This is a genomic window from Roseomonas chloroacetimidivorans (assembly GCF_049629625.1).
Taxonomy (GTDB): domain Bacteria; phylum Pseudomonadota; class Alphaproteobacteria; order Acetobacterales; family Acetobacteraceae; genus Roseomonas; species Roseomonas chloroacetimidivorans.
Genome location: NZ_JBNBZS010000099.1, coordinates 1 through 17,432, shown reverse-complemented (window position 1 = coordinate 17,432; position 17,432 = coordinate 1). Strand labels below are relative to the sequence as shown.

The following is a 17,432-nucleotide window of genomic DNA, read 5'->3' as shown; positions in this document are numbered from 1 at the left end:
TCAAGGTCACCAATGCGGAGATGGCCGCGCTCGCTATCGAGCGCGACCCGTTCCACGGCGAGTGGAACTACACCATCTCACCCACCCAGCAGCCACCTTGAAGCACTTATTCCGCGTCAGTTCCTTACGAACGTCAGTAAGCTCAGCGGGCACCCAGGCCAGGGAAGGCGGCCATCGGCGGATGGGTACCGATGAGCCGCGGCCCCGGTCGGATGGATACTTCTCGGCATTGTGGTAGGTGACGCGCTCGACGAGGCCGGCCAGCGCCTCTGTCGGGGCGGCGAGCGCGGCCTCAGCCATCGTTTCGGGTCGTCAGTTCCATGATGTCCAAGATAGGGCGTCGCCCGCCGAAATTGCGGGGAAGGAGACCTGGCCCGCTGAGAGCGAGGTGGTCGGCCCGTCCGTCTGCGCAATCTCTGCCGGACGCTTTGTCAGGGACACTTCCACTCCGGGTGGCCAGCGGCGCCGGCCGCAGGAGTACGTGCGGCTCCGGGTCGTTGGCGCCCGGCCGCCCCGGCTCGGCGCTTTATCTTTCTCCTTCGAGGATGCGCGCGAGCGGCAGTGCAATCTCGCACACCAGCCCAGAGGGCTCCCAGCTCCGTTCCACCACGCCTCCCAGTTGCCCGCGGATGGTGGAATCCATGAACCGCGAGCCGAAGCTGCGGCGGGTCGGCGGCCCCGGGATGGGCGGCCCGCCCTGCTCCGCCCAGCGCAGGTGGAGGAGCCCGTCTTCCCCGGCCCGGCGCCCGAGCCGCCAGGTGACCTCAACCGCGCCGCCCGGAGTGGAGAGCGCCCCGTGCCTGGCCGCATTGGTGGCCAGCTCGTGCAGCACCATGGTCAGCGGCTGCACGGCTGCCGGGGCGAGGTGGACCTGGGGCCCGTCCAGCGAGAAGGGCGCGACCTCTCCAGGGGCCACCGGGATGGTCGCCAGCTCCCGCTCAACCACGGCACGCAGGTCGGCGCCGGACCAACCCTCCTCGGCGAGCAACGAGTGTGCCCTCGCCAGAGCGCCCACCCGCCCCTCGACCGCGCCGGCAAAGGCCTTCGGCTCCTCGGCGGGCGTGAGGCGCAGAATGGACTGGACCACCGCGAGGGCGTTCCTGGCGCGATGATCGACCTCGCGTGCCAGCGTCTCCCGCCGCCGCGCGTCCTCCACCTGCTCGGTCACGTCCATCGAGACGCCCGCGATCTCGCGGACACTCCCCTCCGCGTCGGCAGTGGCTCTGCCGACCGAGCGCAGCCAGCGCACCGTGCCGTCCGGCCAGACAGCGCGGAATTCGGCCTCGAAGTCGTCGGTCTCCCGCTCCAGCACGCGCCGCATGGCGTCCCGCACGATAGGGCGGTCGTCCGGGTGAACGGCCTCAAGCAAGGCCGCGAGATTGCGGATGGAGCGCCCTGCACGGCCGGTCAGCCGCTCCTCCCGCTCCGGCGAGCTGTTCATCACATCGGCAGTCGGATCCCAGTCCCAGGCGCCGACCCTGGCAGCCTCCAGGGCGCGGGCGAAGCGGGCTTCGCCCCGGCGCAGCGCCGCCTCTGCCTCGGCAATGCTGGCTCGGAGCGCCTCGAACTCGGTGACACCCGAGGGGGGCAGTCCCTGCAGTGTGCCACCGCCGCGGGTCACGTCCCTCGCCTTCCGGGTGAGAGCATCGACCGGCACGATGATACGGCGCCCGAGGGCCGCTGCCCAGGCAGCGGCCGCGAGGAGGACCATGCCGCTGCCGATGCCGAGACCGAGGAGCGGACGCTGCCAGCTGGCCCGATAGGCCGCGGCTGGCTCGGCCACCCCCACCCTCCAGCCCGGCGCCTTGTCGAGCCGGTGCTGGGCGTAGATCAACATGCGCCCATCAAGCGAGCGAACGGGGCCAGTGCCGGCCGTCTCGTCATCGGGGATGAGCGCACTCCAGTCGGGCGGCGCAGCGGCCCCGAGGAGACGCTCATGGTCCTGCGAGCGCGCAACCACCCTCTGGCGCGCATCGGTGAGCGCCGCGACAGTGTCGTCCGAACCGGCCACCTGTGCTGCGAGCAGGTCAGCCAGCCGCTCGGGTTCGAGCCGGGTCATGAGAACGAGGACGGCGCGGGCATCGCGCAGCACCGGGACCGCCACGACGATGAGCGGTCGCCCGGAGACCGCGCCCACCAGCAAGTTGCTGACGGCGGGCCGGCGTGTATTGAAGACAGCTTGAACCGCCTCGGCGGCATCCGTCCTTTGCAGGACCTCGCCGAACGGTTGGTCCGTGGTAATCAGCTGGGCGAGGTCAGGGGCCACCGCCACGACCGGCGAATGGACGGCTTCGGCCGCGCGCCTGGCGTGTACATAGAAGGCTTCGAGTTCGGCGGGGCCACGGTCGAGCAGGGGGGAAGCGGCCAGCGCGGCCAGGGTCGTGAGATGGCTGTTGATCTCGGCGTCGACGGCGAGCGCCAGGCCGCGAGCCGAGTCCTCCAGCCGCTCCTCGAAGGCTTCGCGATAGCTCCCGATCGCGTGCCACGCGGCCGCGCCGCCCACGCCGAGCGCCGGCACGGCCGCTGCCAGCGCAAGCACCACCAAATGGGCCCGCAGGCCGCGCGTCCGCCGCGCCACGAGAGGAGCGGTGGTCGCGCGGGGGGCCGAGGCGGACGTACCTGCCAACCGCGACGTGGCAGCTCCCTGTGACGACGCGGGCCTCCCGTCCTCCAACCATGCTGGGCCGGTGGGTCGTGCATTCGACCCGATCAGCACCGCGCCGTTTCTTCACGATCCCATACAACCGCAACGTGCATCACGCGCGTAAGTTGAGCCCCTGCCCGTGCGCACGGCAGGAATTGTTGCCCGGATTTCATCCCTCGGGCTGGCGCCGTGCCCAAGCTCCTGATCCGTCGGCTCTCCTAGGTCGCGCAGCCTCAGGCCGGGCCGGATGCACGTACCGTCAGGCGCGCGTCGAGCACCGCACGGATCGCGCGCGCCAGTCTGGGCAATTCGTAGGGCTTGATGATGGTGTCGCTCCCCGGGCCGGGCGCGCCATCGCCCGGAGGTGCATTGTCTGGACCGCCAGAGGTGTAAAGGACTGGCAGGTCTGGCCACCGCCGCGTCGCCTCGCGGGCGAGTTGGCGCCCGTCTATGCCGGGCAGCCCGAGATCCGTGAACAGGACGGCGACGTCCGGTGTGGTGTCGAGGATCGTCAAGGCGGATGAGGCATCCTGCGCCGGGAGGACGCGGTAACCCAGCGCCTCGAGCCCCTCGGTGGTGTAGGCCAGGATGTCCGGCTCATTCTCCGCTACCAGGATTTTCTCACCCCTTCCCGCGAGGCGGCTGATGTCGATCGGCTGCGAAGGGGATGTCCCGGCCGCATCCTCAACCGTCAGGCGGGGAATGTAGATGGTTACGGCTGTCCCAATCCCCGGCTCACTGTCGATCTTTACATGCCCACCGGCCTGGGTGGCGAAGTCAACGACCTGATACAGCCCCAGCCCCGTGCCCTTCCCGGGCCCCTTTGTCGTGAAGAAGGGCTCGCAGGCGCGCGCGGCCACCTCGCGGGGCATCCCAACGCCTGTATCCCTCACCGTGATCTGCACGAACTCGTCGCCAGGAACCGGAATGGACACAGGCCCAGCCGCAGTGGTGCGCGTGACCTTCGCGGTCTCGATCGTCACCGCGCCACCCTTCGGCATCGCGTCCCGTGCGTTGATCGCCAGGTTCAGCAGAGCAACCTCGAGCTGGTTTGGATCAGCCAAGATCGTCCAGGGGTGATCCGTCAGGACAAGCTCAACCGCGATATTGCTCGTCACCGATTGGCGGATGAGATCGGAAAGGTCCGTGATGAGCGCGTTCACGTCGACGAGCTGAGGCTCGCGGGGGTGACGCCTTGAGAACGCCAGAAGGCGTTGTGTGAGGGAGGCGGCCCGCCGCGCACCACTTCGCGCGATCTCTATTCCGCGCCGGACCTTTTGCAGGTCGGAGGCGTCGAGTGACCGCTCGGCCTTATCAAGGTTGCCCAGGATGATCATCAGCAGATTGTTGAAGTCATGGGCGACACCGCCCGTAAGATGCCCGACGGCCTCCATCTTTTGCGCCTGCCGGAGTTGCTCCTCCGCCTGCCTGCGCGCCGTCACGTCGGTATAGAGTGTGACGAACCCACCATCCGGGAGAGGATTGCGGCGCAGCTCCATGACGCGCCCATTGGGCCTGGTCCGCTCAATCGTCCCGGAGCTCTTCCCGGCCCGCAAAAGCTCCATGCGCCGCGCGACCTCGGCCTCCACGTCAACCTCGCCGAACTCCCCGGCAAGGGCCTGAGCGCGCAGGATGTCGGCCATGGGCAGCCCGACCCGCAGCATCCGCTCGGGAACACCCGTGAACTCCGCGAAATGGGAGTTCCACTCCACGAGGCGCAGATCGGCGTCGAGCATCATCACGCCATCGGTCATGCCGGCGAGAACCACCCGGAGCCGCTCAGATCTGGAGCGCTCCAAGGTAGCGGGGCTCGTGTCGCGCATGCATTTCACAAGGGCCTGGGGATGACGCCACCTACTCTGGACCCGGCCGCCAAGCGAAAGCAGACCCAAGCTCACCCGCCTCGATTTGGACACTGCTGCATCCCTCTCAGCTCTTGATGCCCTGCAGTCAGGTCGAGTGGCTGCCTCTGGCCACATTGGAAAACGATGCCTGAACTCAGCAAACCAGAACGCAAGCTGGCGCGGAAAGCTACGGGGCGGCGCACGGCCTGTTCGCGTCGGCGAGCGCGGGCTCAGCTAGGCGAGGTCGTTCTCGGCGTCACCCTTGTCCTCGCCCTCCGACGGCGCTGCTGGTTCTACTGGCGTTGCCTCGGGCGGTGAGTCTCCGCCAAGCAGGCTCGTCCCCAGGCTCGCGGCTGCCACGATGTTGGTGGCCATCGTGGCGGCGGTCAGTGCCGCGGCTTCCACCGCCGCCACGGCGGGGGTCGCCGCCGCAGCCATCGCAGCGGCGCCCGCGTCGGCGAGGGATGCCATGGCGCTGGGCAAGGTCTCCGCGGGGTTCTCATCGGCCCCACCGGAGGACGACACATCGGGCTTGGTCGTGTCCGCAGGCTTGGTCTGCGCGGCACGCCGACGCTGTGGCCTGGCGCCCGATGTCGCCGCCTTTTTGCCGCCCGTGCTCGGGCCCTGCTTGCCCGTCTTGGACCCAGCGGGCGTGCTGCTGGCGCCACGAGCTGTTGCCCCCACGCCCCTGGCGCGCGTCACCGCTCCGGCCTTGGCCTTCGGTCTGGCCGCGGTGTCGGCCTTCGCGGCGCGCCCGCTCGCGGGCTGCACTGGCGAGGCCGCCGCCCGCGAACGGCTGGCGGTCGCAGGCCTGTTGATGGCCTTTGGCCTGGTGCTCGCCCGGCCTGCCGCAGGCGGCTTCGCTCCTGCGCGTGCCGCCCCGGTTCTCCTGGCCTTCCCGCTGGCGCCTCCTATCTCGGGCGTAACTCGCGCGCTACGCCTCTTCGGAGCAGCGGCCGATCGCGCCGGTTGCTTGGCCCGGGATGCTGCAGCGCGGCTCGCGGCGCCCCGAGGACCCGTCTCCGCGGCCCGCGTTGCTTTCGGCGTGCTGGCACCAGCGCCGCGCCCCTTCAGCGAGGCGGCTGACCTCGCTGTCCGCGTGCCGGGAGATGTCGTAACCCGCTCCTTGCTGCTCGCGGGTTTGCCTGCGGCCCGTCCTGCGCTCGCAGCCCGACCTGCAGCAGTACTCTTCGTCGTCGCGGCACGCGCTGTCTTCGCGGCGGCAGCACCAGCGCTGCGCCCCTGCGTGGCGCTTTCGACCCTTGCGGCCTTCCTCACCGACCCTGCAGCGCCCAGCCTCTTGGCCGCTCGACCCGCGGTCGCCGTTGTCTTTGCAGCCTTCGGCTTGGCCGCCGCAGCTCGGCGGGCCGTCGTCTTAGGTGCCGCCTTGGTGCCACGCCCATTCCGAGCAGCGGCGGGGGCGGCGGCCCGCTTGGATGCTGTCCCAGCCTCTGCAGTTCGGGTGCGTGTGGACCGTCCGCCCGAAGCTCTCCTGCTTTTTGGTCCGGCGGCCGCGCCGCGTGCCTTCTTGGGCTTGTCCTCGTCACGTGGGGTCTTCGCCATGAATCACCTCGCCTCGTCCTCCGGCGAATCATCACCGGACCCGATAGTTTCACCTGACCCTGACATAAATTGCCACGGGCGTATCGCCTGAGCTGTGGGATCGGGGGCAGGCCATGCCGAAACCAGGTCCAGGCTGACGGATCCGAACGGCTCTTTCCAATGGACGGTGTCCGCGCTCTTTGAAGGCCGGACGACCGGCGCCGATCTTCATGACGTGGGCGGCGGTCCCGATCGCCACGGCCATGGGCTTCTCACCACGTGGGCCCTTGAGCTTTCAGCGGTCCTCCACGAGCGTGTCGATCAGGCGCAGCATCTCCAGATGCTCTGGACCGTACACGTGTCGGGTATGGAACTCTCCGATTTTGAGGTTTGCCGTCTGGCCCCCGGATGCCGCCTCAGGCTCGTGCCTGACGAACACCATCTCCGGTTCCGCCCCTCTCCTGCTCCCCTCTGACCCGATCAATAACGCCCATAGCCACCCGGACCAGGTTCGTTTCCTGGAGCGGCCCGCCAGGACCGCCCGGCCCAGGTCCGTATCCACCAGGCGCGCCACCCCGGCCATAGCCGCCGTGGTCGTCGTTGTGATGACCACGCCAAGGCGCGCAGGCGCTGGTGGCGAGGGCGCATCCGAGCGCCAGGATCATCAAGAGCTTCATCGGCGCGGTGTCTTCCCTCTCACGAGGGCGAAACGCCGGGGTGGCCGTTTGTATGCGGCAGCCGGGCCGTTTGGGCCCGAAACTGCCCGACAGACCCACCCTGGATAACCTCCGAGGTGTGCAACGGCGGGCGGGTTCGGCGGAAGGCCGCCAGATCTTCACGTGGTCCTTCGGCGCGACATACAGCTTATCGCCCGCCTTCTTGACATCCGGCTTCGCGCCCCGAGGCTTGAATACCAAGCATCAGCTGTTGTGCATTGCCATCGGCAGAGTTCCTCAAAGCCCGAATTCTGCGGCTCTGCGCGTCGTGGTAGCCTGAGCTCGGCAGGGCTTATCCCAGCACGACCTGCTGTTCAAACAAACCGAGCCACCTCTCTCAGGATCGCGGGACCATCCGGATCACTGCTTCCAGCGCTGCGTGGCTGACGCCTTCGATCACGTCCGCGACAGTGCCGTGCATTCGCGCGAAAGCCTGGGTGTTTCGCCCGACGAGCGTTTCCTCGCCGCAGCCCAATCCTCTAAGCGCGTTGCAAGCCCAGTCGTAGTGCCTCGCCTCATCCGCTGCGTGACCGGCGATAAGCGAGGCCAGGGCCGGCGGGTAAGACTTGGCCGCGTAGCGGGCATACTTCTCGCGAGACTGCCATTCATTCGCAACGAAGCTCAGGAGGACGGTCCGGTCACCGCCGGTCAGGCCAGCCACCTGCACGCCCAGCTTGAGCAAACCAGTTGGCCAGTGCGGCAGCATGGGCGGCATGCCACCCAATTCACGGATGAGTGCCGAAAGGTCGCGTGCATGGCGCTCATGATCTCCCTGGAATGCTTGCAGTTGAACCCGTAGTTCCCGGTCACGGAGCGCCGAAATCGCCAGGGCGTACATGGGTAGCGCGTCGAGTTCCAGCTGGAGCAGGTCGACCAGGTCGGCCTGTAGGGCAGCGGTATCGACCTGCCCATCATCCGTTGTTGCTTCGGCCATAGTTCTCGGTTCCAAAAAGCCTTGAGAGGCGCTCGCCTGGCGAGCCCTCTGACCAACAGCGCAGGCCGCGGTTCGTTGCGTCGGCCGGAGTTTGCCAGCGTACACACGGGCGACCGGCGATGCCCTTCCGGGCGAAAGCCTCTGCTCCGTGGGCCGAGTACTGCGGCCCACGCGGCCGTCGATGTTCAAGACGTCCGCGAATGTCCGCCGCGCTGCTCAGAGTGCGAGGTACAAGCTCTCTACGAACTTTGTTGAGTCCTTCTGGTACCAGCCCAATCCAAATAATCGCCCTACACTTTCCGAAACACTTTCCGAAAAACGCAAGTTGGCTCGCAGCAGCTTGATCGGCAGATGCCAGCAGATGGTTGCACGGCGAAGCCCTCCACACTATCTGTGAGTTCGATGCTGCAACGCAGCACTCGGAGAGTGGGCCAAAGGTTTGCCTCTCTCCATCCGCGACGCCAGGCGTGATCACACGGCACCTGCGCTTTGATCGCGGACCGCTTGCAAGAGACTGGCGTATTCGCAATCCGCAGCAAGCAATAGGATATCCCATGAACTTCCGCATGATGATGCAGGCTGGCCCTGCCAAGGCAAATGAGCTGTTTGCAAAACTGGCCGACACCTCGGACGGTGCCGTGAAGACACGGGAGAAGCTGTTTGCCGAGCTGAAGGGCGAACTGGAGCTCCACGCCAGCCTTGAGGAGGAACACCTCTTCCCGATCCTGCGAAAGAACGCCGAAACCAGGGCGCTGGTCGTGGACGCGATCCGGGACAACAAGGAGATGCGGGCCAAGCTCGCTGAACTCGACGCGCTGCCGAAGAACGACGAAGCGTTTCCCGAACACCTTGCTGAATTGCAGAAGGCTTTCCGGCAACACGCCCGCGACGAGAAGAAGGAGCTGCTGCCGGCAGTCCAGCGGGCTCTGAGCACTGAGCAAGTCCAGGAAGTCGCTGAGAAGATCGGTGCAGGCCTCGCCGACGCGGAGCAGGCCAAGCAGGATGAGGCTGAGGAGCGGCGCGCGAAGGCCCGGCAGGAGCGGGAGCAGGTCCAGTTGGAGGCCGAGGCGGCCGAACGCGAACAGCAGGACCTGCGAGCCGCGGAGGAGCGTCGCCGCAAGGCCGCCCACCAGATTGTTGATATAGCACTGAAGCCGGCGGAAGCCGCTGCTGACACGCTCCAGCAGGTCGCGCATCTGGCGACATCTCAGTCCGAGGCCCGCGGCCAGGCGGACCGGCGTCCCGCGGCACGGACTGCCCCGGTGCCCCTCACGAGCATGCTCTTCTGGCCCTGGCTCGGCGCCATGCAGACGTCAGCCTCCAACGCGGCTCGAGGTATGGCCAGCGCGGAGGAAGTCATTCCGCTGGGCGAGGAGGTACTTGAGGTCGGCAAGCGCACGGAGAACCGCGGTACTGCACGGATCCGCCGCTATGTGGTGGAGACCCCGGTGGAACAGCAGGTGACTCTGCAGAGCGAACGGGTGGTTGTGGAGCGGCGCAGGCCGGCGACGGACAAGGTCACGGGTGAGGTGCTGACCGACGTGACCGTCGAGGTGGTCGAAACCGAGGATGTTCCCGTCGTCGAGAAGCGCCTTCGCCTGCGGGAGGAGATCGTGGTCCGCACCGAGCGCACTCAGCGGGTCGAGACCGTGAGGGAGACGGTTCGCCGGGACGAGGTAGAGATCCGTCAGCCCCGTAAGCAGCCCCAGCTGGCCACCGCGCGCGCGAAGGACTGATCGCAGGGGGGGCCGAAGCGTCGCTGCGCTTTGCCCCTTTGCTGAAACCGCAATCTGGTCAGGCGCTGTGATGCTCACGGCACCGCGCCTGCCTAGGCGAAGCCTGCGCGGATCGCCAGATCGGGCTTTTCATCAAGGTCGCCCGACCCACCAAGGACACCCGCCATCGCCACCTCCTGTCGAGGTCACTGACACCGCAGGTCGGTCGCACCGAACGCCTCTCCAAGTGCCCAGGTCGTGTTAGCGGCCCTCAACGAGCGTGCCGATCAGGCGCAGCAATTCCAGATGCTCTGGACCGTACACGCCTCGGATAAGGAACTCCCCGATCTTGAGGTCTGCCGTCTGGCCCCCGGATGCCGTGGTAGGCTCGTGCCTGACGAACACCCTCTCCGGTTCCGCCCCTCGGACGAGAAGCCAGCGGTCTCCATTCTCGCTGCTGTAGAGCAATCTCTCCTGAGCCACGGCTCCACTCCTGCTCCCCTCTGACCCGATCAATCACGCCCATAGCCGCCCGGCCATCGCCGCGACGGCAGTCGATGCGGAGGAATTGGCCCGGCACCTGCAGGGCAAGCAGCTGGGCCTGCGCGACGTCGTGCCACGACGACCGCTTCCCACAGGTCGGAAAAGCCCGCCATCCGACTGCCAGCGCCTGACGCGCAACCCGCATCGCCGACTTTGTCATCCGGCGCATGGAAGACCTCACATCCAGCCTTCAAACGCCCTCCAAGCGCTCGCCGCTCCCAAGGGTTTCAGCAGAGCAAGCTGGTATGACATTTCCCCCACATCGCGTCCATGTTTAAGGAAATCTGGAAGACACTCCAAAGGCAAAGTCGATGGCGGGCTGTCATCTGGAGAGTCAGTTCGGACGGCCGAGAGCGTGGTCGACATGGAGGCGAGGTGAGCAAGGCTATGAGTAGCGCTATCGGATCTCATGACGAAATTCCTCCGTACCGGCAGTCGGCCGTGGATGTCGTTGCCGCCCTGGAGACCAGTGAGCGGCTCGGGCTGAGCGCGGCGGAGGCGCAGGCCCGGCTGGAGCGTCACGGCCGGAACGAGTTGACGGCCGACACGCCCATCCCTGCCTGGCGGAAGTTTCTCGCCCAGTTCCAGGACGTCCTGGTCGTCCTGCTGCTCGTCGCCGCCCTGATCTCAGCGGGGCTCTGGCTGCTCGAGCGTGATGCCGCCCTACCCTACGAGGCGATGGCGATCCTGGCCGTCGTCCTGCTCAATGCCGCCATGGGCTACTTCCAACAGGCCCGTGCGGAGCAGGCGGTGGCTGCGCTGCGGCAGATGTCCGCGGCGCACGCCAAGGTCGTCCGCAACGGCACGCAGCAGAGCATCCCCGCGGCCGAGGTCGTGCCCGGCGACGTCATCCTTATCGAAGAGGGCGACACCATTCCGGCCGATGCGCGCGTGATCCAGTCCACCGCGCTGCAGGTGGCGGAGGCTGCCCTCACGGGCGAAAGCCTGCCCGTGTCAAAGAACACCGCGCCCATTCCGGGGGAGGCTGGGCCTGGCGACCGCGCCAACATGGTCTTCAGCGGCACCGCCGCGACCTACGGCCATGGCCGGGCCGTGGTCACGGCCACGGGCATGAGGACCGAGATGGGGCGCATCGCCGGCATGCTGAAGGCGGCGCCGCAGGATGCAACCCCGCTGCAGAAGGAGCTCGACCGCGTTGGCAGAATGCTCGGGATGATCGTGATCGCCATCGCCGTGGTGATGGTGGGCACCATCCTGCTCGTCGAGGATGTGCATGGCCTGCGCGCCATCTTCGACGTGCTCATCCTGGGTGTGGCGCTCGCCGTGGCGGCGGTCCCCGAGGGCCTTCCGGCGGTCGTGACGGCCGTGCTCTCCATCGGCGTACAGCGCATCGCGAGAAGGAACGCCATCATACGCCATATGGCCGCGGTCGAGACGCTCGGCTCGGCCAATGTCATCGCCTCCGACAAGACCGGCACGCTCACCAGGAACGAGATGACGGTGCGCCGGGTCATCACTGCCAGCGGCGGCGTGGAGCTGAGCGGCGCGGGCTATGCGCCCGAGGGCGAGGTGCGGCGGGAGGACGGCGGTGCGTTGGAGGGGACCCTGCGCACCGAGCTTATGCGCACGCTCGGGGCCGCGGAACGCGCGAACAATGCCTTGCTGCAAGAGGATGAGGACAGGCGCTGGACGGTGCAGGGCGATCCGACCGAAGGTGCGCTGATCGTCGCGGCGCGCAAGGCAGGGCTTAAGGCCGAGGCGCTCGACGCCCGCTTTGCGCGCATCGCGGAGGTGCCCTTCTCGTCCGAGCGCAAGTTGATGAGCACTGTGCACAGCGACGCCGAGCGCCAGGAGCGCCTGCTTGCCTTCACCAAAGGGGCGCCGGACGTGCTGCTCGAGCGCTGCACGCATGAATTGGTGGGAGAAGAGACCCGTCCCCTCACGGCGGAACGTCGTGCTGCGATCGTGAAGAGCAACGAAGAACTGGCCAGCGAGGCGCTGCGGACGCTTGGCGTCGCCTTCCGTTCGCTCCCGAGAAAGCCCGACGGCCAGGAAGTGCTGGACGAGCGGGTCGAGCAGGATCTCGTCTTCCTTGGACTGATCGGCATGATCGACCCCCCGCGGGAAGAGGCGAAGGAAGCGGTGGCGCGCGCGCGCAGTGCCGGCATCCGACCGATCATGATCACCGGTGACCATCCCAGGACGGCCGCGGCGATCGCCGCCGAACTCGGCATCGCCACCGGCGGGCGGGCAGTGACGGGAACGGAGCTGGAGCGGATGCCCGATGAGGGGCTCGACCGCGTGGTGCGCGACGTGTCGGTCTATGCACGCGTCAATCCCGAGCACAAGCTGCGGATCGTGAAGGCGCTGCAGCGCGAGGGCGCGACGGTGGCGATGACAGGGGACGGCGTGAACGACGCGCCCGCCCTCAAGACCGCCGATATCGGTGTAGCCATGGGTATCACCGGCACGGATGTCTCCAAGGAGGCGGCCGACATGGTGCTCGCCGACGACAATTTCGCGACCATCGTCGCCGCCGTCGAGGAAGGGCGTGCGATCTTCGCCAATATCAGGAAGTTTCTGCGCTATCTGCTCTCCTCGAACATCGGCGAGGTGATGACGATGTTCTTCGGCGTGCTTCTGGCGGATCTGATCGGGCTGACGGCGCAGGGCGGCGGAGGGGTGGTGCTGCCGCTGCTCGCCACGCAGATTCTGTGGATCAACCTGGTGACCGATGGCGCGCCCGCCCTGGCCCTCGGGGTGGATCCGGCCGATGCCGGGGCAATGACGCAGCCACCGCGGCCTCGCGGCGAGGGGGTGATCACGCGCCGCATGTGGCTGGGCATCGTCTTCATTGGTGCCGTGATGGCCGCGGGAACGCTGCTCGTGCTTGACATGTCCCTGCCGGGTGGGCTGATCGAAGGCACGGGGGAGCTCCGCTATGCGCAGACCATGGCCTTCACGACGCTGACGCTGTTCCAAATCTTCAACGTCCTGAATGCCCGGTCCGACGAGGAAAGTGCCTTCGTCGGACTGTTCGCCAATCACTGGCTCTGGGGAGCCATCGTGCTTTCCATCGTGCTGCACCTTCTGGTGATCTACATACCCTTCCTGCAGCAGGCATTCTCGACTGTTCCGCTCAGGACCGAGGACTGGCTGATCTGCGTGGCGGTTGCAAGTTCCGTGCTGTGGCTGCGCGAACTGAGCAAGCTGCTCGGTGCCGGCTCGTCCGTCTGGGCCCTTGGGCGGCCGGCGTGATGCCCCCGACAACCATGGTATGCGTCGCCGGCCCGGCGCAGGCCAGGATGTCACGCGTCATCGTAGCTCGCCGCGGCACCGCTCTCTTAGGGAGGTCCCTCCACAAGAGAGCGGTGCCCTCAGGAGACAGTTCACCACGGTGGCCTGGGACACCGTGGCGCGACACCGGCCGTGCCGGCTCACGACGCACCTGAGGCATCGAGAAGATCGAGCGTATGGCGCGCCACCATCTGCTCCTCGTCGGTCGGAATCACATAGACCGGCACAGCGCTGAGATCAGCATCGATACGGGTGCCATGGATCACGTTTCGACCGGCATCCAGACGCACGCCCATCCAGGCGCAGCGTTCGCAAATCATGGCGCGGATCTTGGCGGCGTTTTCCCCGACACCGGCGGTGAAAACGATGCCGTCCAGTTCGCCCATGGACACCGTCAGGCCGGCAAAGGCCTTGGCCGTTTGCCATGCGAAATAATCGAGCGCCATCGCGGCAGCCGGGAGCGGGCTCGCCAGCAGGTCGCGCACGTCACCGCTGAGTTCCGACAGGCCCAGCAGCCCACAGTCATGGTAAAGCAGGTGCTCGATCTCCCCTTCCGTCATGCCCTGCTGGGCAAGATAAAGGAGGATCCCCGGGTCGAGCTGGCCTGGGCGGGTCCCCATGGGCAGGCCGTCCAACGTGCTGAAGCCCATGGTGCTGTCGACGCTGCGACCGGCGACCATGGCGCAAGCCGAGGCGCCCGACCCAAGGTGCGCCACGATGACACGGCCCTTCGCGATTTCCGGCGCGATCGTCGGAAGCTGGGACGCAATGAACTCATAGGAGAGGCCGTGGAAGCCGTAGCGTCGAATTCCCTTCTGGTACAGGGATTCCGGAATTGCGAAGCGCCGGGAAAGCTCCGGTAGGGAAGCGTGGAATGCCGTATCGAAGCAGGCCACCTGCGGCAGCTGCGGGACACGGGTGCGGATTGAGCGGATCGGCGCCAGGTTGTGCGGCTGGTGAAGCGGGGCGAGGGGGACGAGGGCCTCGAGCCGGGCCAGCACCGCGTCGTCGACGAGAACAGGGTTCTTGAACTCGCGCCCGCCATGCACAACCCGATGGCCAACAGCGGACGGCGGCTCCCCAAGATGATCAGTGATCCAGCCGCCCAATGCGGTCTGAGCCAGTTCGCCGGTTGCGGCACGGGCCGGTTCCAGCGTCAGGTCGCCCAGCGGAGAGTCCTTCTCGTCCCAGGCGAGCAGACGCGGATGGTCCGTGCCGATCCCCTCAAGTCGCCCCTTGAGGCGGCGCAGCAGAGTGGCGGGCGGCCCCGCCTCGAAAAGCTGAAACTTGATGCTGGAGCTGCCGGCATTCACCACAAGGATGGAGCGCGTCATGTCCGCGGCCCAGCTTGAAGAAGCAGATGCTCAGCGTAGAGCGCCGCGACAGCGCAGGAGGCGAGCCGGGTACGCTCGTTGTCGGCGCGGCTGGTCAAGATGATCGGTACGCGCGCCCCAAGGACAATGCCAGCGGCATCGGCGCCGGAGAGAAAACTGAGGTTCTTTGCCAACATGTTGCCGGCCTCGAGATCCGGCACCACCAGAACCTGCGCCCGGCCGGCGACCTCTGAGACGATCCCCTTGATTCGGGCGGCGGCTGGGCTGATGGCATTGTCCAGCGCCAGTGGTCCGTCGAGGATGCCGCCGGCGATCTGTCCCCGGTCGGCCATCTTGCACAGTGCCGCCGCATCCAGCGTGCTGGGGATCTTGGGGTTTACGGTCTCCACGGCGGAGAGCAAGGCAACGCGTGGCGGCCCGAGGCCCAGGCCACGATGCAGATCGACGGCATTGCGGATGATATCGGCCTTGGTCGCCAGATCCGGGAGGATGTTGATGGCGGCATCCGTGATGAAGAGCGGCTCGGGATAGGTCGGCACGTCCATGATGAAGACGTGGCTGATGCGCCGCTCGGTGCGCAGACCACCCTCCCGTGCGACGACCGCTGACATCAACTCGTCGGTGTGCAGACTGCCCTTCATCAGCAGCTCAACACGACCATCCCGGACCAGTTCGACCGCGCGCGCAGCCGAGGCATGGCTATGTGGCGTATCTACAATCTCCAGCGTCCCCAGGTCCAACCCTGCCTGTTCCGCCGCACTCCGGATGCGCGCCATGGGGCCAACCAGGATTGGCAGGATCAGGCCTTGCTCGGCGGCCTTGAGCGCGCCGCTTAGGGCGGCTTCGTCGCAAGGATGGGCGACGGCGCAGGGCACCCTGCGCCGCCCGGCACTGCGGGCGATCAGCCGGTCGTAATTCGAATGGCGGTGCAACACCGCATCGGGGAGATCACCAGGCGAGATCCGAAGCTTTTCGGCCGGCGCGGTGACCTCGGCCACGCCTGTGAGCACCACCTCGTCGTGCTGATTGGTGCCAAGGCAGTTCAGCCATACACGGTGATCCGCCTCCCGCTTTTCTTTCACGACGACCGAGACGGTCAAGGAGTCCCCCGCCTGGACCGGCCTCTCAAAGCGTAAGTCCTGCCCGGTATAGATCGTGCCGGCGCCGGGCAGGTGCGTGCCCAGGAGGGTGGAGATCAAGGAGGCTCCCAGCATGCTGTGAGCTGTCGGGCGAGGTCCTCCCTCGGCGCGCAGCGGGGCTGCAAGATGTGTTGAATTCGCGTCGCCGGTCAGCGCGGCGAAGAGCTCGATGTCCTGCTGCGTGATGACACGCGTCAGGCTGGAACTGTCGCCGATCGCTAGCTCAGCGAAGGTCCGGTTCGGAACCAGATCGGTCGTCACGGGCTATCCCCATTGCCTTTCCGGCTGGACGGGCCGACGGGCTGGATTGGCTTGGTCGTGGCGGCGGATCTCGCCGGCGCGTTGGACTTGAGAGGCGCAGCCGCCGACGCGGGAGCAGGAGATCCTGGAAAGGCAGGCGTGGCCGGCCCGGAGGGCACAGCAGTTGTAACCGTAGCTGCAGATCCAGAAGGTGTCGGTGGCTTGGCGCTGGCGGCGGCCTGGCGGAAAGTATCTTCAATCTGGCGCAGGCGCGCCTGGCCTCCGGGGCTCAAGCCACCGCCAGCGGCTGCGACTGCCGCCAGGCCGGACAGGCCGGCTTCAATCTCAGAAGAGCTGGTACCGCGTAACAGATCGGGCAAGGTCTTCACCGCAGCCGCCTCGTCCAGCATGACGACCTGCAGCTGACGGCGCAGAGCATCCTTGAAGGACCGCAGCGCGAGGTGCTTTCCATGCGCAGCATGAAGGCGGCGCAGCATGTTGAACGATCTCTCGTCGGCCAGCTGCTCCTTGAGGCCGATCAAGACCAAGGCGCGCAGCAACGCTTCAAAGAGACCGCCCTCGGCGATGGCACTTCGCAGTTCCGCCACCTGGCGGGCAACGAAGGCGCGCTTCTCTGGGTCCTGGCCGGGCCGCCGGCGGACAGGCGCATCGGGAGTGCCGAGCCCCAGGAGCGCCTGCAGGACCGGATTGCCGTAAACGCTGAGGAAGCTCAACTCGACGAAGTTGTCCCGGGCATCGCGCCACTGGTTCAACACCGTCTCAATCTGGTCTGAGAACTGGTGCTCCAGCATCAGGAACGGGTTTTGCGGGGAGGCGGGTTGGCGACATTCCCGCATATGGGCAGCCATATCCGGCAGCGCCAGAAGCAGGGGATTTGCGTCGGAAAGAAGCTCGTGCTTCAGGCGCAGCGGATGCATCAGGCGGACTGTCTCGGCCGCCTCCTCCGTCATAACCGCCCGTAGCCAAGGCTGCATCAGGTTGCGGTAGAGACCGAGATTAATCTCGGAGAGCCGTGCAACCGCCGCGAACCTGCGGTCGTCACGCGGCTTAGGTTGGACAATGGCTTCGAGGTCCTCCATGCCGCGCGGTGCGAAGCGCAGCAGATAGGGGATACCGTCCAGCGCTTGCTCCGGCCCGTCGACGATCTCGGCTTCATAGAGGCCTGGCGGCAGCACGTCGATGAAGTCGATATTGGAGGCGAACTCCTCGTGCTCCTTCCGCGCCACCTTGCCGGAGACGAAGATGCCGAGGTGACCGATGCTGTCATGCTGGGCGTAAACGATCGTCTGACCATGGGCGCGGATATCGTCAACGCTCTCATACAGGTCCAGGATCCAACCGAGTGCCTGAGGCGGCGGGCTGATATTGTCGCCTCTGGAACAGAAGACGATGATGGGCGAGCGGATGTTGCGGAGATCGATCCGCAGGCCATCCTGCGTCACCAGCTCCGCAGAAGAGAGCCGGTTGCCGACGAAGAGGTTGTCAGTGATGTACTGCATCTC

Annotated in this window: 11 protein-coding genes; 2 read left to right on the top strand and 9 right to left on the bottom strand. The window is 66.9% G+C overall.

The features are described 5' to 3' along the window. Window positions 1–526: 526 nt before the first annotated feature. From ACO1BU_RS31875 to ACO1BU_RS31855, 5 genes are all read right to left on the bottom strand, one after another. On the bottom strand, window positions 527–2,626 hold the full coding sequence (locus ACO1BU_RS31875; RefSeq protein ID WP_424139971.1) for a sensor histidine kinase: 2,100 nt from the start codon (window positions 2,624–2,626) through the stop codon (window positions 527–529). 251 nt (window positions 2,627–2,877) lie between these two features. Then, window positions 2,878–4,467, bottom strand: a complete 1,590-nt coding sequence (locus ACO1BU_RS31870; RefSeq protein ID WP_424139970.1) for a PAS-domain containing protein — start codon at window positions 4,465–4,467, stop codon at window positions 2,878–2,880. Window positions 4,468–4,722: 255 nt separating this feature from the next. Beyond that, on the bottom strand, window positions 4,723–5,259 hold the full coding sequence (locus ACO1BU_RS31865) for a hypothetical protein (RefSeq protein WP_424139969.1): 537 nt from the start codon (window positions 5,257–5,259) through the stop codon (window positions 4,723–4,725). A 1,066-nt stretch (window positions 5,260–6,325) separates the two neighbouring features. After that, window positions 6,326–6,472: a hypothetical protein gene (locus ACO1BU_RS31860; RefSeq protein ID WP_424139968.1), complete on the bottom strand. Its 147-nt coding sequence runs from the start codon at window positions 6,470–6,472 to the stop codon at window positions 6,326–6,328. Window positions 6,473–7,083: 611 nt separating this feature from the next. Further along, the gene (locus tag ACO1BU_RS31855; RefSeq protein WP_424139967.1) at window positions 7,084–7,680 is read right to left on the bottom strand and encodes a hypothetical protein; all 597 of its coding nucleotides are present in this window, start codon (window positions 7,678–7,680) and stop codon (window positions 7,084–7,086) included. 554 nt (window positions 7,681–8,234) lie between these two features. On the opposite strand from ACO1BU_RS31855, the gene ACO1BU_RS31850 reads away from it, so the two are divergent. Continuing rightward, a complete protein-coding gene (locus ACO1BU_RS31850; protein ID WP_424139966.1) occupies window positions 8,235–9,416 on the top strand; it encodes a DUF2382 domain-containing protein in 1,182 nt (393 codons plus the stop codon). Between the two features lie 240 nt (window positions 9,417–9,656). On the opposite strand, the gene ACO1BU_RS31845 is transcribed toward ACO1BU_RS31850, so the two are convergent. Next, the gene (locus ACO1BU_RS31845) at window positions 9,657–9,878 is read right to left on the bottom strand and encodes a hypothetical protein (RefSeq protein ID WP_424139965.1); all 222 of its coding nucleotides are present in this window, start codon (window positions 9,876–9,878) and stop codon (window positions 9,657–9,659) included. A gap of 447 nt (window positions 9,879–10,325) precedes the next feature. Between ACO1BU_RS31845 and ACO1BU_RS31840 the strand changes: the two genes are divergently transcribed. Then, window positions 10,326–13,157 carry a cation-translocating P-type ATPase gene (locus tag ACO1BU_RS31840; protein WP_424139964.1) on the top strand — a complete coding sequence of 944 codons (2,832 nt, stop codon included), beginning with the start codon at window positions 10,326–10,328 and terminating at the stop codon, window positions 13,155–13,157. Between the two features lie 179 nt (window positions 13,158–13,336). Here ACO1BU_RS31840 and ACO1BU_RS31835 read toward each other — a convergent pair whose 3' ends face one another. The 3 genes from ACO1BU_RS31835 to ACO1BU_RS31825 all read right to left on the bottom strand — a co-directional run. Next, on the bottom strand, window positions 13,337–14,530 hold the full coding sequence (locus ACO1BU_RS31835; protein WP_424139963.1) for an acetate/propionate family kinase: 1,194 nt from the start codon (window positions 14,528–14,530) through the stop codon (window positions 13,337–13,339). Next, on the bottom strand, window positions 14,527–15,930 hold the full coding sequence (locus ACO1BU_RS31830) for a bifunctional enoyl-CoA hydratase/phosphate acetyltransferase (protein WP_424139962.1): 1,404 nt from the start codon (window positions 15,928–15,930) through the stop codon (window positions 14,527–14,529). The genes ACO1BU_RS31835 and ACO1BU_RS31830 overlap by 4 nt, the downstream gene beginning before the upstream one ends. Next, window positions 15,927–17,432 (bottom strand): DUF3141 domain-containing protein (locus tag ACO1BU_RS31825; protein ID WP_424139961.1); only part of this gene is annotated, 1,506 nt, incomplete at its 5' end. The genes ACO1BU_RS31825 and ACO1BU_RS31830, both read right to left, overlap by 4 nt.